The 23,548-nt window shown below is 39.5% G+C and carries 18 protein-coding genes and 1 pseudogene; 8 read left to right on the top strand and 11 right to left on the bottom strand.

All coding sequences use genetic code 11. The features are described from left to right. Positions 1-50: 50 nt before the first annotated feature. From HWQ40_RS27025 to HWQ40_RS27015, 3 genes are all read right to left on the bottom strand, one after another. Positions 51-3,257: a glycoside hydrolase family 15 protein gene (locus tag HWQ40_RS27025; RefSeq protein ID WP_292784193.1), complete on the bottom strand. Its 3,207-nt coding sequence runs from the start codon at positions 3,255-3,257 to the stop codon at positions 51-53. 425 nt (positions 3,258-3,682) lie between these two features. After that, positions 3,683-3,982 carry a HigA family addiction module antitoxin gene (locus tag HWQ40_RS27020; protein ID WP_292784190.1) on the bottom strand — a complete coding sequence of 100 codons (300 nt, stop codon included), beginning with the start codon at positions 3,980-3,982 and terminating at the stop codon, positions 3,683-3,685. 10 nt (positions 3,983-3,992) lie between these two features. Then, the gene (locus tag HWQ40_RS27015; RefSeq protein ID WP_292784187.1) at positions 3,993-4,292 is read right to left on the bottom strand and encodes a type II toxin-antitoxin system RelE/ParE family toxin; all 300 of its coding nucleotides are present in this window, start codon (positions 4,290-4,292) and stop codon (positions 3,993-3,995) included. 1,696 nt (positions 4,293-5,988) lie between these two features. Between HWQ40_RS27015 and HWQ40_RS27010 the strand changes: the two genes are divergently transcribed. From HWQ40_RS27010 to HWQ40_RS26995, 4 genes are all read left to right on the top strand, one after another. Then, positions 5,989-7,110 (top strand): glycosyltransferase, encoded by a 1,122-nt coding sequence (locus HWQ40_RS27010; protein WP_292784185.1) that lies wholly within the window; start codon positions 5,989-5,991, stop codon positions 7,108-7,110. A 419-nt stretch (positions 7,111-7,529) separates the two neighbouring features. Next, complete coding sequence (mgtE, locus tag HWQ40_RS27005; RefSeq protein WP_292784181.1) at positions 7,530-8,882, top strand: magnesium transporter; 1,353 nt, start codon at positions 7,530-7,532, stop codon at positions 8,880-8,882. 165 nt (positions 8,883-9,047) lie between these two features. Continuing rightward, a complete protein-coding gene (locus tag HWQ40_RS27000) occupies positions 9,048-10,061 on the top strand; it encodes an aspartate carbamoyltransferase catalytic subunit (RefSeq protein WP_292784178.1) in 1,014 nt (337 codons plus the stop codon). A 171-nt stretch (positions 10,062-10,232) separates the two neighbouring features. Continuing rightward, complete coding sequence (locus HWQ40_RS26995; protein ID WP_292784175.1) at positions 10,233-10,673, top strand: pentapeptide repeat-containing protein; 441 nt, start codon at positions 10,233-10,235, stop codon at positions 10,671-10,673. Positions 10,674-10,738: 65 nt separating this feature from the next. Here HWQ40_RS26995 and HWQ40_RS26990 read toward each other — a convergent pair whose 3' ends face one another. The 8 genes and pseudogenes from HWQ40_RS26990 to HWQ40_RS26955 all read right to left on the bottom strand — a co-directional run bounded on the left by HWQ40_RS26990 (position 10,739) and on the right by HWQ40_RS26955 (position 19,363). Continuing rightward, positions 10,739-12,079 carry a TldD/PmbA family protein gene (locus tag HWQ40_RS26990; protein WP_292784173.1) on the bottom strand — a complete coding sequence of 447 codons (1,341 nt, stop codon included), beginning with the start codon at positions 12,077-12,079 and terminating at the stop codon, positions 10,739-10,741. Positions 12,080-12,158: 79 nt separating this feature from the next. Continuing rightward, a pseudogene (locus HWQ40_RS26985) lies at positions 12,159-12,518 on the bottom strand (four helix bundle protein). Between the two features lie 33 nt (positions 12,519-12,551). Continuing rightward, positions 12,552-14,024: a TldD/PmbA family protein gene (locus HWQ40_RS26980; RefSeq protein ID WP_292784170.1), complete on the bottom strand. Its 1,473-nt coding sequence runs from the start codon at positions 14,022-14,024 to the stop codon at positions 12,552-12,554. 311 nt (positions 14,025-14,335) lie between these two features. Then, complete coding sequence (locus HWQ40_RS26975) at positions 14,336-15,160, bottom strand: glycosyltransferase family 2 protein (RefSeq protein WP_292784167.1); 825 nt, start codon at positions 15,158-15,160, stop codon at positions 14,336-14,338. Positions 15,161-15,205: 45 nt separating this feature from the next. Further along, positions 15,206-16,510, bottom strand: a complete 1,305-nt coding sequence (locus HWQ40_RS26970; protein WP_292784164.1) for an NAD(P)/FAD-dependent oxidoreductase — start codon at positions 16,508-16,510, stop codon at positions 15,206-15,208. Positions 16,511-16,600: 90 nt separating this feature from the next. Next, on the bottom strand, positions 16,601-16,957 hold the full coding sequence (locus HWQ40_RS26965) for an EamA family transporter (RefSeq protein WP_292784161.1): 357 nt from the start codon (positions 16,955-16,957) through the stop codon (positions 16,601-16,603). 27 nt (positions 16,958-16,984) lie between these two features. After that, a complete protein-coding gene (locus HWQ40_RS26960; protein WP_292784159.1) occupies positions 16,985-17,368 on the bottom strand; it encodes an EamA family transporter in 384 nt (127 codons plus the stop codon). A gap of 1,776 nt (positions 17,369-19,144) precedes the next feature. Continuing rightward, a complete protein-coding gene (locus HWQ40_RS26955; RefSeq protein WP_292784157.1) occupies positions 19,145-19,363 on the bottom strand; it encodes a hypothetical protein in 219 nt (72 codons plus the stop codon). A gap of 535 nt (positions 19,364-19,898) precedes the next feature. On the opposite strand from HWQ40_RS26955, the gene HWQ40_RS26950 reads away from it, so the two are divergent. The 4 genes from HWQ40_RS26950 to HWQ40_RS26935 all read left to right on the top strand — a co-directional run bounded on the left by HWQ40_RS26950 (position 19,899) and on the right by HWQ40_RS26935 (position 23,477). Then, complete coding sequence (locus tag HWQ40_RS26950) at positions 19,899-22,058, top strand: Tex family protein (protein WP_292784155.1); 2,160 nt, start codon at positions 19,899-19,901, stop codon at positions 22,056-22,058. A gap of 13 nt (positions 22,059-22,071) precedes the next feature. Continuing rightward, entirely contained in the window at positions 22,072-22,404 is a 333-nt protein-coding gene (locus HWQ40_RS26945; RefSeq protein ID WP_292784153.1) for a 2Fe-2S iron-sulfur cluster-binding protein, read from the top strand. A gap of 354 nt (positions 22,405-22,758) precedes the next feature. Further along, complete coding sequence (locus tag HWQ40_RS26940; protein ID WP_292784151.1) at positions 22,759-23,160, top strand: phage holin family protein; 402 nt, start codon at positions 22,759-22,761, stop codon at positions 23,158-23,160. Positions 23,161-23,285: 125 nt separating this feature from the next. Beyond that, the gene (locus HWQ40_RS26935; RefSeq protein ID WP_292784149.1) at positions 23,286-23,477 is read left to right on the top strand and encodes a YqaE/Pmp3 family membrane protein; all 192 of its coding nucleotides are present in this window, start codon (positions 23,286-23,288) and stop codon (positions 23,475-23,477) included. The last annotated feature ends 71 nt before the right edge of the window (positions 23,478-23,548 follow it).

The following is a 23,548-nucleotide window of genomic DNA, read 5'->3' as shown; positions in this document are numbered from 1 at the left end:
GCTTTTGGAGTCTAAGGTGGGGGATATTTTTTTTTCAACGCCCTCTGCGTTTAAAAATCTTTCACAAATTCCGTCAAGAACCTGAATGCCTTCAAAATATAACTAGCGCAATCTCTAGGAGAAGTATTGTAAAACGATCGCCACGCACTCGCCTTATCCTCATCATAGCGATCGCTGCGTTGACTATGATTCTCTAACCATGCCAATCGCACTGCATGACCAATTAACACATCCAAAACGATATATTCTTCAATTTGCAGCTTAGGATTATTGGCTGCGATCGCTCCTAATTCAATTAATGCTTCAATATTAACTTGTCGGTATTCTGGAGCTTCGATTTTATTCAGCAAATGCTCAACTAACAGAGCAAAATTTCTTTCACCGGCTGTCATTTCCGACAGCATTATCTCACTATCTAAACGATTGCGCCGCTCTAATTTATCGCCAATTACTAAACCCTTGCAATGTTGCATTAATAGCCAAACTTGTTTAAAAAATTCTTTTGGTACGCGCCCTGTCGCACCCTCGGCTTGGCGAAACCGTCGCCAACCTCCAGGCGGAACTTCTATCCCTTCGGCGATTCCTGGTAGCACCACCCAAGCAATATCACTTTCTTTTTGTTTGACGTGCAGTGATTCTTGCTGGCGTAACAGGTTACTCATGCCAGTATATCCAGTTAATACCTGACGCAAGCGCACTTTAACTTCAAAGGGTGAAAGTTGCATTAAGTGATCGTAAGCTTCATCTTGAGTGAGATGCAATTCCCGCGCTAGTTCGCTGGTGATCAATAAGATGAGATAGCCGACTCTCAGCGTTAGTAGTCCTTGGAATAGTCCGGGTTCTGAGCGAATTAAGATGCCAAGATAGATTAAAATCTCTTGAGTGAGGACGCGATCGCGGATATCCTCACGACAAAAATGATTAATTTTATCGGCAATTTCATCGTGGGACATGGGTACGCTAATCAAGGACGCTTCACTGTAAGCTTTACCCACAGCAATTTGCTTGCCCCTTACCAAAATACTCGTTACTGCATCTGATAGGCTGATATCAACCATTTGACGTAACCCCGCAGCCCGACGCACTACTGCCCAAATGCCTAAATCTCCAGCTTTGGTGTAAACTTCATCTAGTAAATCGCCTACGGTGACAGGATATCCTGGGCCACCATACCCCGTATCAAATTTCATTCCCTGCAAGCGAGTTAAAGTTTGCAATAACTCAATTTGCTCGTAGATATTCTCTGATGAACGCAAATAAGAAAGTAATAATCCGAAGTTAGTTTCACACTCCATTTGAAATTCTTGGGTATGTCCTAGGCGCCAATTTTTCTCAGGATGATATGCTAAATAATAGCAACGTGGGCTAGCATTTTTTACTGGCGATCGCGAAAATTCTGCATTGGGTAGAAAATCAATTCTTTGGATTCCGGCTGTTAGCATTAGCTGATTTAGCCGCCCTAATTTCACCCGTACACCGTTACAAACACCATCTTTCAGTTCTTGCATCAATTCCAGTAATGCTTCCGAACCTGCTTCTAACATGGTGTGCGTCAACATTAAAGTCAAGGTAGGACGACCTAAATCGCTCCAATATTTTTGAATGTAAGCTAGTTCGCTTCTAATTTGATCCAGCAAAAAATGGTAATCAAGAGTTAAGTAAAACTGTTGAGAGTCTGAGAATGAAGGCAAAAATACAATTGTTTCACCGCTAATCCGAAATATTCTAGATGTTGTTAAACTCCGCAGCCGCCGCACTGGGCGCCCAGTTAAACCAAGTTTATCGTTACGTCCGATTTGGGTATAAATAGCGGAAAATTCTCCAGCTTTTCTCACTTGAATCGGTTCTACTTGAGTAGGCGTTTGTGCTTCAATTCCGTGAACTTCTAGTTTCGTTTGTAAATCTTCATCTTCTGCTAACAAGGCAATTTGTACCAATGCCTCGCGCTGTTTGCCCACACATAAATGTCTTCCCAAAGGGTCGATATCACCAACCGCCAGTACCCCTTCACTCAACATTTGACTAAGAAAATATAAACTCTGCGCCCATACTAAGGGAATATTTTCATTGGGGAAACGTGGTTGCGTTTGAGGTGTTAACTTTTCTGCTTCTATGTTTTCTGCTGGAACATAATAAAGTTCTGGCAATAAACGCAAACCATTTTGTTCTATGAGTAATGATTCTAAAAGATTTTGGTATTTTTTAACTTGTTCTTGTTCGCCGCTAAATAATCCATCTAGAACTAAATAAGTGAAAAATAACGGCCATTCGCATTCAATATGCTCAAATTGCTTGAGTTCCCACGGTTCGTAGTGTAAACGTTGATTATCTTCTAAAACGGTTTGGTGTCCATCACGCAGAAAGCGTTTGCAGCCGTATTTACCAGCGAGTTTATTGATAATATCGTTTAAAGTGCGATCGCGTAACTCCAAATCTTCTACCGCAAAGGCAGGATAACTAATAATACTTAACAGCGCCGCATCAATTTCTTTGGAACCAGATTCTCTCGGCAATAAGGATTCTAACGTAATCCGGGCACGGGCGATTTCATCTGGTAGCACATGAATTACCGATGCTTGACTACCACGCACACCAAACAAATCCAGTCCATTGATAGCTTCTAAAGCAGCTTTTGCCATGCCTACAGAACTGGCGTTTAACTCAGCACTACCACGATTAATTTTATTCCCACGTTCCCAAATGCCGTAATCTGGTGTGCGGTAAGCTCGTCCAATGTAGTAAACTAAATTTTGGACGAAATTCACTTCATCAATCGTATAGATTATTTGCAATCCGGCTGCGGTCATTTGCGCCAATATCAATAAAAATATAGATGTGGCATCAAGTTGCAAATGTCCCCATTGATCATCACCAACAACAATATCGCCGGTCGCGGTATTATATTTGGCGTGCAGTCCATCTAGTAGCGACTGAGTATGTTTAAATGTCTCTACTTTATGAGCCTGTCGCATCATTGCAAAGAGTAACCCGCGCATCAGTTTGATGACACTGTGTTCTAATTCATAGGTGCGTCCTTCATCGTCGTCAATCTTGCGGTATGCAAGTCCTAAACCCCAAACTGCCAAAATGCTGTAAACGTTGTCTCGCACCCAGGCATCAGTATAATCGCCGTGGGCTGTAATCGCTGTACTCGCAGGTAGTAAACCAGTAATCGGATTCTGGCGAGTCAGGATGATTGTTTTGATTTGCTGGTAGTAATAGTCTAGGCTAGCTCGCAATTTGGTAGATGTTTTCATGATTTGGTTTAGAACAACTTGCAAAATTTGACCCTGTGACTGTCAAGTGAATTACCTAAACCAAGCCAGAATAAGTTCTGTAATGGTTGATGGGACAATAGCTAAGGGTGGTGTGAGTTTATTATTATCTCTTGTTAATACGCCTCTGGATACTGAATTTTAGCGATCGCAAACTAAAACATGATATTTTTCAAACACACATTAATACGTACGATAATTTATACCCAAAGTGAGCCTGGTTGGGGGATTTATAATTGCAGGTTGCTACACATATCACTCTTTAGGAATATTTGTTGTCAATTTCACCTCACCATTTGTAACCACACAATTTGTTGTAGGAGATTTCGCAGTTGTTCTGGATATGTGGGTGGTCGCAGTCTCATTTTAATAGCTGTATTAGTAGCTCTGGTAGTATAAGCTGTGACTTATGTACAAGAAGTTAATACGCGAGGGCGAATGGTCTCTTGGATTTTTTTGCCTACTGTTTGTTCAGCTAACCTAAGCTCATAATTTTTTTGCAAATTCATCCAGAACTCAGCGCTAATCCCAAAATACTGTGCCAATCGTAAAGCTGTATCGGCAGTAATTCCTCGCTGTCCATTAATTATTTCGGTAATCCGATTTTTAGGCACATCAAGAACACGCGCTAGTTCGCTTGCAGACATACCTAATTCATTAATTTCATCAGCAAGAATTTCTCCAGGGTGGATAGGTGGACGTGTCATTTTACCTCTTTCAGTGATAGTCTATGATTTCTATGTTGAATGGTTTAAGAGATCCTTCTGTCCAATTAAAACAAATTCTCCACTGCTCATTAATTCGGATACTGTACTGACCTTCTCTATCTCTTCCTAGAGACTCAAAGCGATTGCTAGGTAGCTGCATTAGATCCTCCTTACTAGTGGCGGCCTCTAATATTTCAAGTCGTTTATACGCTTGTTTCTCAAAAGACTGAAACTCTTTTACCCTTTTACCAGCAACAAACTCCTCCGTCCTTTTATCCTTGTACTTCGGAAAATCATTTGACGGAGACATAATAACGGCAGCAGAACAGTAGTATGTGTGATGCGTTACGTAACTCGTAACTTTAAATTCACAATACCACCATTAATACTTTTTTGCAAGTCACTTACAAAAAGTGACTTTTAGGAAAAGAGCGATTGCGCCTATCACATAGTATCAATTTTTTATTACATATCTAAGTATAGAGAAAATTAGGCACACCTAAGAGCGATCGCTAAAGCTCAAACACTTTACCGCGACTATGAGGTAAAATCTGCTAACCCATTTCTGATTCTTCGTCGTCCAGGTGACTACGCATGAAGTTGCTTGATACCAAATACTACTTGTATAGATGGAGTAATAGTCCAGGCGAACTAGCAATTTGGTAGATGTTTTCATGGTTTGGTTCAGAACTACTTGCAGAATTCAACCCGTTAAAGTAGTGGGTTTCTTGCACTTGGGCTATGGAGAATGGGAGATTGAGATGGGATTCCGTACCATAGGGTATACAAAAACGTAATCACCTCTAGAAATATCGATCTCTGCGTGAGTGGAAAAATCCCTCCAAGTAATATCATGTCCGGCTAAAGACTTATCATTTAGACCACAGTTCTTGCTGGGGGCAGGGAGCAAGGGGAAAGAGGCTTTTGGGATTTTTGCACAGATGCGGTAATCATAAGTGATTAACCGGACTTGATATAAGCTGTTTACGGACGCGCTCGCTTCCGTTATGGATGGAAGAAACACGTCAATTCCTCTTTCCTTCTGCCTCCTGCCTCCTGCCTTGTTTCTTAGGAGTCGAGTCTTAGAAAGAGGAACTCTCAAGAGTGGTCTTGGGAATCCAATATTGATTCGGTGTACTAAATCATATCGTGTCCGGTTAAAAACTTATCATTAGGATCGCAGAGGTGAGGGCTTTTTGGGCTTTGTGCATGGATTCGGGAATTATAACTAATTAGCCGGACATAATATCAGTGGCGGGATGATGTCAAAAAATCAAGAGTGCCTAACTCCGAAGGATGAGCTTATGCTAGTCTAAACTAAATCACTACTCCGAGGTTATGCTTATGCTGGTATAAAATAAATCATTTTTATAAAAATATTTATTAAATAAATATAATTTTAATGTAGATATGTTTTAAAATTGATGTGTTTGTGTTAAACATTCAGCAAATAATTACAGTAAACAAAGGGAGGCTATCCTCAACCCAATCAAGTTTGATAAAAAATAGGGCTTATGCACTGTACAAATAAATCGTCTTGTGCATTCACATAAATACCTTGGTTCAGCCTTTTACAAACCATATTTTGTTAGTTGTGTAGGCTAGCAAAAATCTAGCTAGAAGCCTTGAAAAGCATAGTTGCTATTTTGGCTTGTCTATCAATGCGTAAGTCATAAAAAATTAATAGGTTTGTTTAGATAATAAATATCCTAGTTTGCTTTATTACACCCTAAGATATTTACTAAACAATAGCTTCCGGAAAAATTATTATTTCACTTACTAACATAAATAATTAAAGCCTTGATTTAGACTAATATTGGCTTGGAAAAACTAAAAATTGGTATTGTTATTGCTGTTCTGAATCAATCAGGTAATTACCATTTTATACAACATAGCAGCAGATAGAACTAAGGGCGTAAATGCATAACGAACTTAAAAGTTTTTTACCCAATATCTCGTTCATTTTTTAGAAAGATAAATATTAATCTTAAATTAGGAGTAACACAATGAAAACAGTTGGGATGTATCGTCGAGCTTATCCGAGAGTATCAGAAACTTTTATCGGAGAACAAGCCCAGAATTTACAAACATACAAACCGTTATTTCTGACTTGTAAACTATTAGAAGAAATTCCTTTTGACAATATTGCTATTAGTGATGATGACCAATGGAAAATTAAGCAATTATTTCATATAATTTCTGCTTCACCAAATATGTTTGGAAAACAGGCTGAACTAAAAAATCTAAAATTAATCCACGGACATTTTGGGCCAGATGGTATTTACGCAATGCGATTGGCAGAAAAATTAAATATTCCTTTCATCGTTACATTTTATGGTTTTGATATCACAGTTTCACGTCGATCTATGTGGCTGTCAGGTAATCCAGCATTCTATCAATTTCTTTTTCATGAAGAAGAATTAAAACAAAAAGCATCTAAATTTATTGCTTTTTCTAGTTTCTTATATAAAAAGATGATTGAATATGGTTATCCTGAAGATAAAATTATTAAACTAAATAGTGGTATAGATTTAGAAAAATTTGCCCCAGCCAGTGAATCAAAAAGTGAAAGATATATTTTATGTGTAGGCAGACATACTGAAAAAAAAGGAATTGATACCCTATTAAAAGCCTTTGCCCGGATTGCCAGTAAGCATCCAGATGTGTCAGTTATTCAAATTGGAAATGGCACAATGACTGAAAAATTAAAAACTCTAGCAGATGAGCTTGGTATTAGTAATAGAGTCAATTTTATGGGGGCAAAACCTTATGAAGTGATTCAAAAAACCATGAGAAATGCAGAAATATTTTCTCTACCCAGTCAAACAGCAAAGAATGGTGATAGCGAAGGTTTACCGCTTTCAATATTGGAAGCCGCCGCTTCTGGTTTACCAATAGCTTCTACCTGGCATAGCGCTATCCCTGATGCTATTTTAGATGGAGAAACTGGCTTTTTAGTTGATGAAAAAGACGATCAAGCTCTCGCAGAAAAATTAGATATTCTTTTGTCTGACCAGGCTTTAGCTAAAAGTATGGGTAAAAAAGGACGAGAGTTTATTTGCGAAAATTTTGATATTCGCAAGCAAACTGCCAAGCTAGAAGCTATTTATGATTTAGTAATCAGCTAACAACACTCAAGTAAGAGTATCTCAAGCATTTGTTAATACGCAGAAGTTTTCTAATCCCTGGTTTGGAGACAACTCTCCTTTTTTAGCCATCCGTATGGTTATTTATTAATTAGCGATCGCCAGTTTTCACAGATTATATCAGTGGAAAAACTTACTATGATCGCAGAATAATTCCCCAAAAAATCCGGGTAGTAAGCTAAAAAATGTACATAAAGCTACTAAAAATCTAAAAATTTCTCAGTATCTACCGGAGAGTGCTATTCCAGGTTAGGATGATGACTAGCAATGCTTTGATTTAGCTATCGATATTGAATTGTTGAAATTTTATGGACCATAGTCCACAAGATGGCAGTATCAACCTCCTCTGAGCTGTGGTGAGGAAGTCTCCCAGCGCGGGGGAGACTTAGGAGATATATATCATGCTCACAGAAGATATTCGTGATTTGTTGACTGATACTACCGATTTAAACCAGTTGAAATGGGATTTAAATCGCTTGCAACCTGTGGATGTGGGAGAATACATTACACAATTACCTGAACAACAACGGGCGATCGCATTCCGTTTACTCAACAAAGGTCAGGCAATTGATGTATTTGAATATCTGCCGACAGAGGTACAGGAAGAACTAATTAATTCTCTGCATGATGTCCAGGTGGTGCACCTTGTAGAAGAGATGAGTCCCGACGAACGGGCAGAATTATTTGATGAATTGCCTGCTGGGGTAATCAAAAGGCTGTTGCAGGAACTGAGTCCAGAACAAAGACAAGCAACAGCAACGATTCTCGGCTATCCAGAAGGCACTGCTGGGCGGGTGATGACAACCGAATATGTCCGGTTGCGGCAAGGATTGACTGTAGGCGAAGCCCTGAGCAAAATCCGCCGTCAGGACGAAGACAAGGAGTCGATTTACTACGCCTACGTCACAGATGATAACCGGACGCTGGTGAGAGTAGTTTCACTGCGTCAATTGCTGTTTACCTTTCCCGATGTTTTCATCAAAGATATCGCTAGTGATCGCGTCATCAAAGTGAGAACTGAAACTCCTCAAGAAGAAGTGGCGCGAATTATGCAGCGTTACGACTTAATCGCGATCCCCGTTGTCGATCGAGAAGACCGATTGGTTGGCATTGTCACCATTGATGATGTCATGGATATTTTGGAAGAAGAAGCCACAGAAGATATCCAAAAACTGGCGGGTGTGAGTGGTGATGAAGCTGCTTTATCCTCTCCCTTACTCACCATCCGTAACCGCTTGCCTTGGCTGTTGGGTATCATGGCAATGTATATTGGTGCAGCCAGTGCGATCGCGCCATTTCAATCTGTAATTGCCGCAGTGCCAGTTCTAGCAGTAATCATGCCGATATTTTCTAACACTGGTGGTACTGTCGGTATTCAATCATTAACGGTAACAATTCGCGGCTTGGGAGTGGGAGAGGTAACACCCAAAGATACCTTAAAAATTCTTCGCAAGGAACTTCTAGCTGGTTTAGGTACAGCTCTCGCTTTAGCCACAACCATGATCCTGCTTTCTTTAATTTGGGCGCGACCCCAAGAACGATGGGTGGCTTTAATTGCCGGAATGGTAATGGCAACTAATACAATTGTAGCTGTTACACTCGGTACTTTACTGCCAATGGGTTTGACACGGCTGAAGCTTGACCCTGCTTTGGTTAGTGGCCCGTTAGTGACTACAATGCTAGATACAATTGGGTTTTTAACGTTCCTCAGCCTAATTTCTTTAGCTTTAAACGTTTTCCATTTACCAACATGAAGGGATTGGGCATTGGGCATGGGGCATAGGGGATTGGGCATTGGGCACAAGAGGCAGAGGTGCAAAGGGGCAGAAGAGCAGAGGGGAAAAACTTACTGCAACTTCTCCTCTGCTCCCCTGCTCCCCTGCTTTTCCACTCCCTCATCTCCCCACTCCCCAAATTCTATGCCTACTACTACCTGGAATCGTCATCACATTCTTTCCCTAGCTGACTTCACCACCACTGAATACGATACAGTTTTGCAAACTGCTGCCTCTTTTCAAGAGGTGCTATCACGGCGGACAAAGAAAGTGCCAACTTTGCAGGGACAGGTGGTGGCGAATTTATTTTTTGAATCGTCTACCCGGACTCGCAGCAGTTTTGAACTTGCAGCCAAACGTTTAAGTGCGGATACGCTGAACTTCGCCGCCGCCACATCTTCTATGACTAAGGGAGAAACAATTCTCGACACGGCGAAAACTTATTTGGCTATGGGAACTGATATTATGGTAGTCCGCCATCGAGAGGCAGGAGTACCAAATGCGATCGCGGCTGAAATGGATCGTCTAGGTGTACGAGTTAGCGTCCTCAATGCTGGTGATGGTCAACATGAGCATCCTTCTCAAGCACTGCTAGATTTATTTACCATAACTACTCTAATTGACCCAGATCACCCGCGACTGGAACTTTTAAAGGGGAAAAAGATTGCCATTGTTGGGGATATTCTCCATTCTCGTGTGGCGCGATCAAATATTTGGAGTTTAATTGCCAGTGGTGCCGAAGTGCATTTGGCAGCACCGCCAACCCTCTTACCTAAATTCTTTGCCGAGTTTATCTCGGAGGAAGTAGAAGGCAGAAGTTATTCCCCCAATCCCCAACTATTTCTACATTGGCAGCTAGAACCAGCTTTGCAGAATGCCGATTTTGTCATGACTTTACGTCTGCAAAAGGAACGGATGACGGCTCATTTGCTGCCAAGTTTGCGAGAATATCATCAGCTATTTGGCATTACACGCACAAAACTGCAACTTTGTAAACCTAGCGTCAAAGTTTTGCATCCAGGCCCAGTCAACCGTGGTGTTGAAATTAGTTCTGAATTGATGGATGACCCAGAGTTTAGTCTAATTCAATCACAAGTTACCAGCGGTGTCGCTGTTCGGATGGCACTCTTGTACCTATTAGGTAGCGGCAAGGCTTAATATAATCTCAGTTTGAAATTTACTCCCATCGGAGTACATTACGGAACAATATCTAATCTGATCGAATTTATTATTCCTCCGATGGCATGAGGACAGAATTCTGTAATCTTGGCACACTGGTATCGTAGAAGTTCAGAATTTAATGACTTCTAGAAGTGTCCGAGGTAAATTATGAAACGAATTTTTTTGACGGCAGCAGCCTTACTCAGCACGCTATCCTTAGCTGCTCCCATTCCCGTCAAAGCAGAAAATTCCGCCCCTGTCCGCCGCTTGTTAGAAACTAGAGAATGTTCGGGATGCAATCTAGCAGGAGCTAACCTCAAAGGCGCTCATCTAATCGGTGTTGACTTGAGAAATGCAAATTTAAAAGGAGCTAATCTCGAAGGTGCTAACTTAGAAGGTGCAGATTTAACTGGAGCTAATTTAAAGTCTGCTAATCTCACACAAGCATTTGTTAGCGATACGATGTTAAATAATGCCAATCTTACCAACGTGAATTTGAGTAATTCCCGTTTATATAATAGTGACGTAGATGGCGCTGTTTTAGCTGGTATTGATTTAAGCGGTGCTGATGTATTTAATACTGCCATTAGCATTGGCGGTGAAGACTAATGGTGAGTCATGATTTCCAAGTGATGAGTTAAGAGTTAAACTCTTAACTCTGCACTTCCTAAGTTTTATTCGCCGGTAATCGATAGTTCATTAACCCAGATTTTCGGGCAGACTCCCCCTGGCGTTAACTCTGGCTCTTTTTCTACATAAATAATTGACTTCAAAAGTTCCAAGAAATCGCCAGCAACAGTTGCTGACTCAATACTCGTCCTTACTCCCTTATTAACTAGCCAACCATCAAACGGTAAAGAAAAGGAACCTTGCAAGGATTTAACTCCAGCATGGAGAGCTTGTAAATCATCGATAAAAATCACATTTTCAGCAGTGTCTAAGCTAAACTCTTGCTCAGGAGTTGCTGTTGAAAATACGTGATAAAAATTGGGACTGACGCTGACTTTTGCGCCAATACTAGCATTACCAGTTGGCTGGGCATTTAATCTTTTAGCAGTGCCTGCACTATGGAGAAAGCTTGTTAAAACGCCATTTTCAATTAGCGAGATTTGACGAGTGGGGGTTCCTTCGCCATCAAAACTTTCCGCACCAACGTTAGCTGGGTGCAGTGCATCATCAAAAACTGAAATCAGAGGAGAAGCAATTTGCTTACCTAAATCATCAGGAGTAGATAGACTTTGATTGTCTAAAATACTTTGGGCATTGAACAAGTTAGAAAAAGCGCCCAACAGACTTAAGAAAGCTTCCGCAGAGAAAACAACTCGATATTTACCAGTTTTGATTTTTTCATAATTCAAGTGACTGATAGTTTTATCGGCGGTTTCTTTGATGCAACCATTAATATCTAGATTATCTAAATTTTGGTTGATTCTAAAAGCGCCTGCACTGCGCGGCTTTTTGCCCTCTTCCTCAGTTTTGCTGTAAAGATAAACTGATGTCAAAGAGTGAGATTCAGTTCTCACTGCGCCGTCGCTATTGAGATAAAATCTGTCAATATCTCTTTGTGACAAACCATTATAAGGTACACCTTTAATTGCTGGATGAGCCGCTAGTAATTCTTTTTCAGCTACCAACAATTTTTCTATAAGTTCAGCAACAGGTGCTTGGGATGTTTTAGCCTGAGGTTTACTTGAAATCGGAGTAGTAGCCTCTGGACTAAAATCAGGAACATTTTCTTTAACACCAAAGAAACTGGCTTCGTAGGCAGTTTTCAAAGCTAATTCCAATCCTTTGGGGTCTACATCTGTGGTGCTGGTGACACCCATTGTATTATCTTCATTCCAAACACGAACAGTAACACCAGAGCGGTTTGAAGCTTTGACCTGTTTTGGCTCACCTTGGTCTACTTGCACGCTAGTGTCATCTACTGTTGAGCCATAAATGTCGAATTTCTTAATGCCAAGCTTATCAGCATTGTCCTTGGCAGAATTTGCAATTTCATTGATATTCGGCATAGTCAATTTTAGATTTTGGATTTTAGATTTTGGATTGGAAACGATTCCATTTTTGATATTAGAGTTTGGATTTTGGATGTTATGACTTATATTTTTCTCGTAGTGTTTTTATTGATGCAACAGTCATAGCTAGAATTTCGTTAGCTTTTTGCATTAGGCTTTTTAGTTTTTCTGCTGTCATTAATCCAGATTCAATAACAAGCTCTAACCAGTAAAGCGTTTCATCAGCTTATTCTTCCACGATACTGAGTTTGGCAATTAAATCAGCTTTTGATTTAGCTCTACAGGCTGCTCGATAATTAGCACCAACTGAAGTTGCGGAACGTAATAACTGTTTGCTAATGACATCAGAAATTCTAGTTTGTGCCAGTTGCTCAACTAGACGAATGACTCGTAATGCCAGCTGCTTTGTTCTAGCCTTAAACTCCTGCTCACTCACAATCCAAAATCCAAAATCTAAAGTCTAAAATTCTTATCGTCCACCGACGGTAATAGAATCAACCTTGATATGAGGTTGTCCGACTGTGGTGTAAATACTGCCACTGACTGAGCCACAAAAACCTGGTGCAATCTCCAAATCTTGAGAACACATGGAAATTTTATTCATAATTTCCTTGGCTTCACCGATGAGAATTGCTCCCTTTAGCGGTTTGGTGATTTTGCCATTTTCAATCAAATAGGCTTCATCAACACTAAAGTTAAATTGACCCGTAGCACCAACGCTACCACCACCCATCTTTTTACAGTAAATACCTTTATCAACGGAGGCAAATAATTCATCATTGCTATATTCGCCAGAATCAATATAAGTATTACGCATCCGGCTAGCAGCAGCATAGGTATAATTTTGGCGGCGTCCACTTCCAGTTCTGGGGTGTCCGGTGCGTGTAGAACCTGTTCTATCTGCTAAGAAGTTTTTCAGAACGCCTTTTTCAATTAATAAGGTTCTTTGAGCAGGCATACCTTCGTCATCCATGTCAATTGTTCCGAAGGCATTTTCAGAGCGCCCTTCATCCCAGGCTGTCAAACTTTCATGGGCAATTTTTTCGCCTTTTTTGTCAGCAAAGGGAGTGGTATTGCGTTCAATTTGAGTGGTTTCGAGCAGGTGTCCGCAAGCTTCGTGGAAGATTACGCCGCCAAAGTGATTGGCCATAATGATGGGATAAGTACCCGATTCCACGTAATCTGCGTAAAGCATTTTTCCAGCCGATTCTGCTATTTTCTCAGCGGCTTGTTGAGAATCCCAGGTTCTCAAGAAGTTGGCATCACTAGTGTTACCCGCGCGATCGCCAATTGAGGTACGATTAGCACCATCAGCACACAATAGGTTAAATCCTACTGATTGCGTGAGGCGAATATCACGGGCAAAAGTCCCGTCACTGGCGGCGATTAAAACTTCTTGCCAATCCCGGAAATAGGTAGCACGGCGCGATTGGACGTGGCTAGCTTTTTGCTTCAGGTGGGCTGTACCATCTAGGAGGATTTCTCCCATTTCTCGGATGGAGCTACACACAGGTAGCCATGCATCTTTACCTCTTTTGGTGGCATAATCTCTCAGTAATTCTAGGTTGATTTCTGGGATGAAAGCTTTAGGAGTGGGTAGTTGTAATCCCAAGATAGAAAGACCTTTTTCTAAGGCTGCTTTCAAACCGGAAAACGAAAGGTCATTGGTGCTAACGTAGCAGTCAGCTTTACCGCGAAATACCCTGACTCCCGCGCCTGTAGACAGACTGGGTGAAATACTTGTGATAGCGTCGTCTTCTGCAAGAGAACTAATATAGTTGCGACGCTCTAAAAATAATTCGATGAAGTCAGCACCAGCGGCGCGTCCTAGTCCCAGAAGGGTAGCCAGGGGGGCTTCCCAAGTTTCATCGAAACGCTCTGGTGTGGAGGAATATTGGAGAGTGGGAAGTTGATTCGAGAGAAGTAGCGTACTTGTAAGCATGGGTAGCCTCGTCTGCTGGCGTAGTTCAGAGATTTGACTGAAAAATCCTGGTTTGTTCAGTCTAACAAATGAGCAAAAGCCACAGTTGCTAGAAAAACGTGTGGATTTCCCTCCCCTTTAACAACGCCTTGGCAAATCCGCCCACAGACTATAAATTTGAAGCTATTTGACGAAGAATTCACAAGTCAGAATACAAAAGCGGAGCAAGGAAAGCTCCGCTGAAAGTGTAAGTGTAGAATAAAATACACTTATACTTATGTATTTACCTGGCACTGTTCTCAACCAAAGAATCCAGACTTTTCTTCTCAGGTTTATTTACGATTTGCCATTTTAAGTGGAATTCTCACTGTCTCTTGCTCTTTTAAAGTCTGACCTAAATTGGAATTTGGCTCTGTTGATGCTAGATTCTTAAACAAGAGCTTCAGTGTTCGAGTAATAGTTTTAAGAATTTTCATTTTGCTAGCAGTCGGCTTTTGATCGTATCTCAAAATCATTGGAATTTCTACGATTTTTGGTTTGAGGGCTTTGGCTTTTAGCAGTAAATCTATCATGCAAGCAAATCCACTTTCAGTGAATAGATTGTCCCCATAATACATATCCAGTTTACTGAGGAAAGTACGGTTATACAGTCTGTAACCACAAGTGTAGTCTTTTACGCCTGGTACACGGGCTACAATTCTGAAAAGCCAGCTGGCTCCGTAACTCATCAGCTCTCTAAATTTTGATAAGCCTATGACTTTAGAACCTTTTCGATATCTAGATGCGATCGCAATATCATAGCTACCAGCTATCATAGTGTCATACATTTTTATTAACAGTTCTGGTGGTTGAGTATTGTCGCAATCCATCGCTGCTAAAAAATCACCTTCTTTGGAAATTTCTAAGAAAGTCGTAAAACCTGTTTTAATTGCTTGACCTAAACCAGCATTTTTGGGATGTTGGACTAATTTCAGTAATATACCCAGTGATTGAGATTCTTCTAAAGCAGTCTGAGCAGTTTTATCACTACTGCCATCATCGACAAGAATCAGTTCTATCTCTATATTAAAGATTTGCTGCAATGTTTGAAACTTTTTGAACAAGGGTCGAATTGATTCTTGCTCGTTATATGCGGGTAAAAGTACAAAAAGACTCATAAAGACCTCGTGTGATTTTTAAAATAAAATGTGATTACTCAAATTTCAAGAATTCAGTAATGCTGATTTTTGGAGAAATTCATCGACTTGTCGAACTACTGCGTTGTTGTTGACGCTATCATTAACCAACTGTGAGGTATTGACAACGAAAAAATCATCGTTTTCAGTACTCACTTTTGGAACAAGGCTGGAATAATTTAAAACTTGTAGTGGCTGTACTTTAATCGCTCGATTAATATGTGCTGCCACAATGTCATCTGCTTTGAGTTCGGGGAACATTAAACGTATACCTTGGAAAAATATTGGGCGTAATTCGTCATCTGGTTGTTTTAACAACGGGTCAGTGGAAAGTATATATTTTGGTAGGAATGTAATGTGATACCCTGCTGTCTCTTGTAAAGAAACTAAGTTACTCATACCAATAACTCCGGTAAAAGGAATATTTTTATCGGCGATATTTACTACGTAATAAGGAACTAGAGGTTTATGAGTAATCAGTACCATGCAGATTACACCCAGGTATTCTACTGTTTCACCAGTGCCTAAAACTTTCACTAGTTCCTTGGCAGCAACCTGTTGCAAGATATTAACTGGGCCAGTAAAGATGACTTTATCAAAATGCTCTTTTTTACCCTGATATTCTACCCACATTCCACCCCCTGGATGAGGTGCGATATATTTAACTGCAATACCTTTGTGGATATGACCTCCAGCCGCGTAAATTAATTTTTCTATATGGTCAAAAACAGTTTTATAACCGCCAGAGACATAACCAAGTTGTTCTTTATTTAATGAAGAATCGCGCGCTGAAAATAGTCGTTTGATATAAGCCCAGATAAAAACTGCTGATATTCGCTTATAGTTTTCTCCTAATTTGGATAAAAGCAAAGGTTTCCAGAGCTTTTCGTATGTGTTTTTACCACCTAGTTTCAATAGCCAATCTTCAACTAAAATCTTCTCTAAACGCCGCCAGTTATTAAGGCGTGAACCATATAGGAGAGTAAAAGCTAATCTGATTTTACCTATAAGTCCAAATAGAGGAAAACGCAGAAATTCTATACTGTTACTAATAGAATAAAACTTTTTCTTGTCGTAAAAACCTGTTAAACTTCGATGCCAACGCAATTTATCTCCAAGACCAATATCTCTAAGAAAATTTATTAAGTGAGTATCAGAAGGTAGGATAACGTGATAAAAGCGATCCCAGGTAAATAATCCGTAATCATGATAGGTAGTAAGTCCACCAAGCTGCTTGTTACTATCAAAGACAGTGACTTTATGTCCTTGATGTGAAAGACGTTGAGCTAATACTAGCCCAGTTATGCCTCCGCCAACGATGCCTATATTCATAAATTAAATTTAGATTTTGTGAAAATGTTTTAGAGGATGATGTTCAGAAATTGTTAGTATTAATAATCTGATTATTTGCCTATTAAGCTGTTAATGTACAACTAGAATTACGCCAGTTATAATAACGGAAATTCCTAACCACTGGCTAAACATAACCTCTTCTTTTAAAAGATAGTGAGAAGCAATTGGTACAAATGCATACATTAATCCTAAAACTGGAAACGCTTGACTTAAAGGAATTGTCCGCAATACATAAAGCCACAATATAGTCATAAATGTATAGCAGATAAACCAAATCAAAAAATAACGAGATAATAAGAGATTTTTGAGAGAGCCGCTTTCTCCTTTATTAGAATTAGAAATGTAAAGTCCATATTTGAGTGAAAGTTGAGCTGTTGTTCCAAACAAAACGACAAGCATTAAATTTAGCCAAGTAAAAATACTCATTTTTAACTTTTTCTTTGAAGTAATTAATTATCTAAATTTGAACTTTCTTATGGGATTAACTACTAAAAGAACACCCACGAAGATAGTGATGACTCCTACTATTCGAGTTAATGTAATAACCTCATTAAAAAAGTAGTATGAACCGAAAAGTATCCCAACATAATTTAAACTAGTCAGGGGATAAGCAATACTCAATTTTACAGAGCGCAGAGCCAATATCCAATTTACTATTCCTAAACAGTAAACAGTAATAGCTAATGATAATTTCTGAAAAAACTCCCAAGTAAATACTCCCTCATTTGTATAAATCATGGCATTTTTCATCAGCAATTGTCCACAGATACTAAATAAAATACTTACAAATAAAATAATATAAGGGATTATTTTAAAGTTTGAACTTTTTTGCGACATAGATTTCATCGTACTTTGCCTTAATCAAGATAGTAGGTATGAACTGGGCAGTAAAAAACCAGTTGTTTTGAACATTAGGAAGACTATGTTGAAGTGACTGATATCAAAATGATCGTTGAAGCTCATGCCCTAGAGTTAAAAACTAAATACTATGTCATATTCCAAGATGATTGCTCTATCATGGAAACGTTCGATATGATTCGGAGTAAAGCAGGCTTAATTGTTTTACTGGATTATACTCCCAAGCAAACCAGTTTATTGCTTGGCAATTGGGACAATCAATTTAGAGTTTGCCCAACTGTGAATTACAGATATTTTCTGTGCTACCCAGGTTTGCTCCAACACTATTTTTTTTTAGCGCGATCGCGATAATCTAGTAGTAGATGCAGACATAGGGAAGGTTGAGAACTTTGTCACAAATTCTCTCTACATACACAAAGTTTGCAGTGTGCGTAGATGTAGCCCATCATAGACATCGCTGATGCTGAACTCCGATTCCACCTACATATTCAACAGATGCACCTAAATCAAAATGGAGTGCTAGAATTTTTGATTAACCGATTCATTAACTTTCATCAGTTGTATCCTGTTGTAGAAATCTTTTGAAGATACTATTGATCTTCTCAAACTATAAAACCTAGCTGGATTGATAAATATTCTCTATTTGTTCCAGGAAAATTGATTAATGTATTGACATATCATAAACTTTCTCCCGACTCACAGACATATCTGTAATCTCAGCTGGCAATTAAGCCGATTTATAAAAGTAAAGGTTTTTACTCAAATTGAGTATGTATACGTGCTCTTTTTGGGCATGGGAACACAATAAGTAATACAAGTCTGACTGGCTGCGTAAATCATAGATAGGAGATAAATCAATCTACAGTAATACGCTTTACAGGTTTATGGGGAATTTTACTGAATGTCCAAATGGAGCCTTTTTAACAAAACAACTAATTCAAACTAGCGTTGGCTAATCAACTTTAAGTTGACGTTGCTTGCATTGAATTTGAGATCCTTCTACACCATTTAGTATTAGGTTTGCTTGATTTTTCCTCGTAGTTTTAAATAGGCTTTTTTCTCCAAATTTATTGTTACATGTAATTACTTACTAGAATACCACGAGAAAGGTATGTTGCAAATTTATCGCCATACTTTATCAAAAATTTATCTACTGACAAATACACTTAAACAAAAACTTCATAAAATAAAAATCCTCATTTATTATGAATTTTTGTCTTGGAAATTTGTACATTTATGAAGTAATTTCTGGTTATTAAACTTGTAGAAGTAAAGAGTTAGTATTAGACTCGATAAATGCAAAGCTAAGAGTTGATTCAAGGAAAATTGAAACTTGAACAACACTACTTGTGCTGATAATATCACACAACGTTACACTAAATTACAGCCGTAATTTTTAGATGACAATCAAGAGTTTGAATTGTTTTTTATCTATCCACAAAAATCTTCATCTAAATTTACCTATCTCAGACAGAGTTAGTAGTCCGCCAATTTTCCTTGGCTGGGTAGAGGTTTTTCTATCGTTTGGACTCATTATCCTCACAAAAGTCTGTTGGTAATAATGATTAACAATCCAAACTGAATCTGCTAAGGTGCTAATACTAGACTTAAAATCAAGCTAATAGCTGCAAAGCAGACAATTTCATTAGTACTCTTTTTGAACAAGCAGGCAGTAGCTAAAACAGTACATAGTGGTATCAACAAAAACAACGCTAAGTTTTTTTGCCTGGATAGAGGTTTCTCTAGGTTGTTTTCCTATTGTTTGGACTCATTATCTTGTAAAAGTCTGTTGGTAATGACGAAGACAATGATTAATAATCCAAACTGAATCTGCCAAGGTGCTAATACTAAAGTTAAAATCAAGCTAATAGCTGCAAATACACCTGCAAGATATGCAATTTCATCACTACTCTTTTTGAAGAAATAGCCAGTAGCTAAAGCAGTACATAGTGGTATCAAGAAAAACAAAGCCATTTTACTAACCTCTGAACTAAAGGTTGTAGTGTTTTTAAAACGAATTTTTTGGAAGTTGGTTGATCTTACACCCAACAAGGTTTTGGCTACAACAGTCGAGCGAAATAAATATTATAGAAAGTCAAGATTATGCAACGTTATATATTAAGCCAATTGGAATAATTATTGCGACAGATGAAGGGCCTAAAAGCTTGACAACTCTTTTTTTGTGGTGGATGGTGTGCGTAGCAGGCTTTAAAATTAGGTACGAAACGCTACGCGATTTTGCCTAGTGTTTAGGAACAGACAATTTCTGTGGATGATGTTACTTTTGCCTTTCTCCCGACTCAGCCAAGCTGCGCTGTGATAGACAAATTCTCATTCATCTACGCGGATTGAAAGGGTTATAAAACTTGCGTAGGTGGGTTTTGTCTATTTCGCCAATTGTACTCTTGCGAGCAATCCTCTGGTAAATTAGCTTAAAACTTTGGCCTTGCGCCAGGATAAGGATCTAGCATATTACCTTTAGAAGTAGCATTTTCATTTTAGACACCTAATGCTGAACATTCCTCAAATACTGGCAACTGAAATAAACCTCAAATCCCATCAGGTGCAAAACGCGCTGGAACTTTTGGCGGAGGGTGCAACAATTCCCTTTATTGCACGTTACCGGAAAGAGCGCACCGATGAGATGAATGAAGTGCAACTACGTGAACTGGCTGATCGATATACTTATTTAACAGAACTGGAAGAACGGAAATCGGTGATTTTAAGTGCGATCGCTCAACAAGGTAAACTTACAGATGAACTTAAAGCCAAAATCTCATCCTGCTTACAAAAAACTGAACTTGAGGATTTATACTTACCTTATCGACCAAAGCGCCGCACCCGCGCCACCATCGCTAGAGAAAAAGGACTAGAACCCCTAGCAGAGTTCATCAAGTCGTTAAATGTCAAAAATGCTGCAACGGCTTCACTAGAGGAAGCAGCGGCTAAGTATATTTCGGAAACGCAGGGAGTAAAAACAGCAGAAGAGGCGCTCAAAGGTGCTGCTGACATTTTAGCGGAAGAAGTCGCTGAAAAAGCTGAGTTACGCGCATATATCCGCGACTATCTTTTAGAAGAAGGTGTATTTGTCTCCCGCATCAAAGATGATTATCCCGAAGGTACAACCAAATTTGAGATGTATCGTAACTATCAAATTAGGGTAAAAAATATTGCACCACACAATATGCTGGCGTTGTGTCGGGGTGAAACTGAGAAAGTATTAAGCTTTGAAATTGCTTTTGATGAGGATACGGTACTTTACTATCTTGAGTCGAAAGAAATCAAAACCAAAGTACGGACAATTCGGGATTTTTATCAGGCGATGCTGAAGGATGCATTCAACCGCTTGATGAAAATCTCTCTAATGGGAGAGGTAATTTCTGATAAAAAAGTTTATGCAGATATAGAATCAATTAAGACATTTGAAACTAATCTGCGGGAGTTGCTGCTGTCTGCACCAGCAGGGATGAAACCAACCCTAGCGATAGACCCTGGATTTAGAACTGGGTGTAAGGTTGCCGTCCTCGACCAAACTGGACAATTTTTGGAATATCAGGCGGTATTTCCCCACCAAGCGGCTGAACAGCGACTCAAAGCAGCACAAACTGTCAAAAATCTGATTGAAAAGTACAAAATTGAGTTAATCGCCATCGGTAACGGTACAGCCTCCCGCGAGACAGAGGAATTTGTCACGCAAGTATTGCAAACCATAGAACGCAAACCAGTTAAGGTGATGGTGAATGAGTCTGGCGCATCTATATATTCTGCTAGTATTGTGGCGCTGGAAGAGTTTCCCGATTTAGATATTACCGTCCGTGGTGCCATTAGCATCGGTCGCCGTTTGCAAGACCCTTTGGCGGAACTGGTGAAAATCGATCCCAAATCGATTGGTGTGGGACAATATCAGCACGATGTCGATCAGAAGTTGTTGAAAAAGAAATTGGATGACACTGTGGAAAGCTGCGTTAACTACGTCGGCGTAGACTTAAACACCGCTTCCAAAGAACTTCTCACTTCCGTCTCTGGGATTACGGCAACTGTTGCCAATAATATTGTCGCCCATCGCAACCAGCATGGAGCCTTTAAAAATCGCCGACAACTGTTGAAAGTTACGAAGTTGGGGCCAAAAGCTTTTGAACAAGCAGCGGGTTTTCTGCGGATTCGCGGTGGTGATAACCCTTTGGATAATACAGCAGTGCATCCAGAGAGTTATTCTGTAGTAGAGGCGATCGCATCCGATCTAAGTGTGCCATTAAATCAGGTAACACAAATTGCCGAAAAACTCAAAAAGACCAACCTGAAGAAATACGTTACCGATAGCGTCGGCGAACCCACACTGCGCGACATTCTCAGCGAACTCGAAAAACCAGGTAGAGATCCTCGTGCTGAGTTTAAGTATGCCACCTTCAGAGAAGGAATTAAAGAAATCAGGGACTTAAATGTGGGAATGGAACTAGAGGGAATTGTGACGAACGTCGCCAACTTCGGTGCATTTGTGGATATCGGCGTACATCAAGATGGCTTGGTGCATATATCCCAACTTGCTGATAGATTTGTAGACGATCCCAACAAAATTGTCAAAGTTGGACAAGTAGTCAAAGTCCAGGTGTTAGAAATCAACGAGAAACTCAAACGGATTAGTTTGTCGATGAAAGCAGTTAAACAATAATTAGAAACAGCAGATGGTAGTTTATCAAGTTCGATTTATCAATCCTACACTTGGATTAGATCGCACCATTCCAGTACCAGACGATCAATATATTCTGGATATGGCGGAGGAAGCTGGTATCCGCCTACCATCTGGGTGTAAACAAGGCGAATGTTCTGCGTGTATTGCTAAACTTATTAGTGGTGAAGTCGATCAAAGTGAGCAAAAATTTCTGCGCCCCAGCGAAATACAGGCTGGTTATGTTGTTACTTGTGTAACTTATCCTTTGTCTGATTGCACTTTAGAAACCCATCAAGAACAAGTCTTATATAAATCAGCCCTTTACTATAAGCCTGAGTCGGGATAACCTGAGTGATTTTTGCCTTGTGACATTAAATTAATCTTAAATTTCTAGGGAGCGTTAAATTTGTTTAACGCGCCCTTAAAAACATTGCAATACCTTAGAAATCTCCAGAAATTAATATGTGTTATCCAGAACCCTTGTAGAGACGTAGCACTGCTACGTCTCTATTCCTATGTTTAATGTATAGGCATACAGCTATGCGCCCATAAAGTGTATTTAGAATCACTATAGTTTTCTCAATGATAGACCTAATGGTAGAAAGAAATTCTATCTTGCAAGGGAGGTGAAACCCTAGCAGATAGTTAAAGATCATATAAGAAGTCGTAAAAAAATCTCTAGTTATTTAGGTAAGAAAAAATGTTGACTCCATTTTTAACCGCGCTAGCTACAGCTTTGAGCCTGTTGATTGTTGATTTAGTTGTTCCAGGCGTTAATATTGCTAATTTCCCCGCAGCTTTGATTGCCGCTTTAATAATTGGTCTAATTAACGGTTCAGTTAAACCAGTTCTGTCTGCTCTTTCCCTACCACTTAACTTTCTCTCATTTGGAGCATTTTCGCTCGTCGTCAACGGTTTGTGTTTTTGGTTAGCAGCAGTGCTAGTTCCTGGGTTCGCAGTTCGCGGAATTATTGGTTTCCTGCTTGGTCCAGTAATTTTAACCTTTGCTAACACCTTTATTAACAACTACTTTGTTGAAAGAAACCTTTTAACTAGCAGTGGTGATCTAAATAATAAAGCTGAATTACCTTCTTCTAGATAAGTTAGAAGGAGTAGAAACGCCAGTTAAATAACGTTTCTCACCTACATAAAATCTCCGAAGATGGATTTCCTAACTCGGCATCCTCAAATGAATGTAATTAAACAAAATCACAAAGTTGTAACATCATGAAATTAGTTCGTTTTCTTCTAGGTTTGTTAGTTCCTCCTTTAGGTGTTTTCTTGACAGTTGGAGTTGGCCCGACTCTGATTATTAACATTGTGCTTACAGTTTTAGGTTGGCTTCCCGGTAGTATTCATGCAATTTGGGTTATCGCCAAGCATGACGAGCAAGTTAATCGAGAAGGACGTATTTACTAATACGCAATAAGAGTTTTATAAATGGGTAATTGTTGCACGACAATTACCCATTTACTACTTTTTATAATACA

Origin of the sequence: Nostoc sp. NMS9, from assembly GCF_017114995.1 — a bacterium.
In the GTDB taxonomy this organism is placed as follows: Bacteria; Cyanobacteriota; Cyanobacteriia; order Cyanobacteriales; family Nostocaceae; genus Nostoc.
This window is presented reverse-complemented; position numbering and strand designations above follow the sequence as displayed.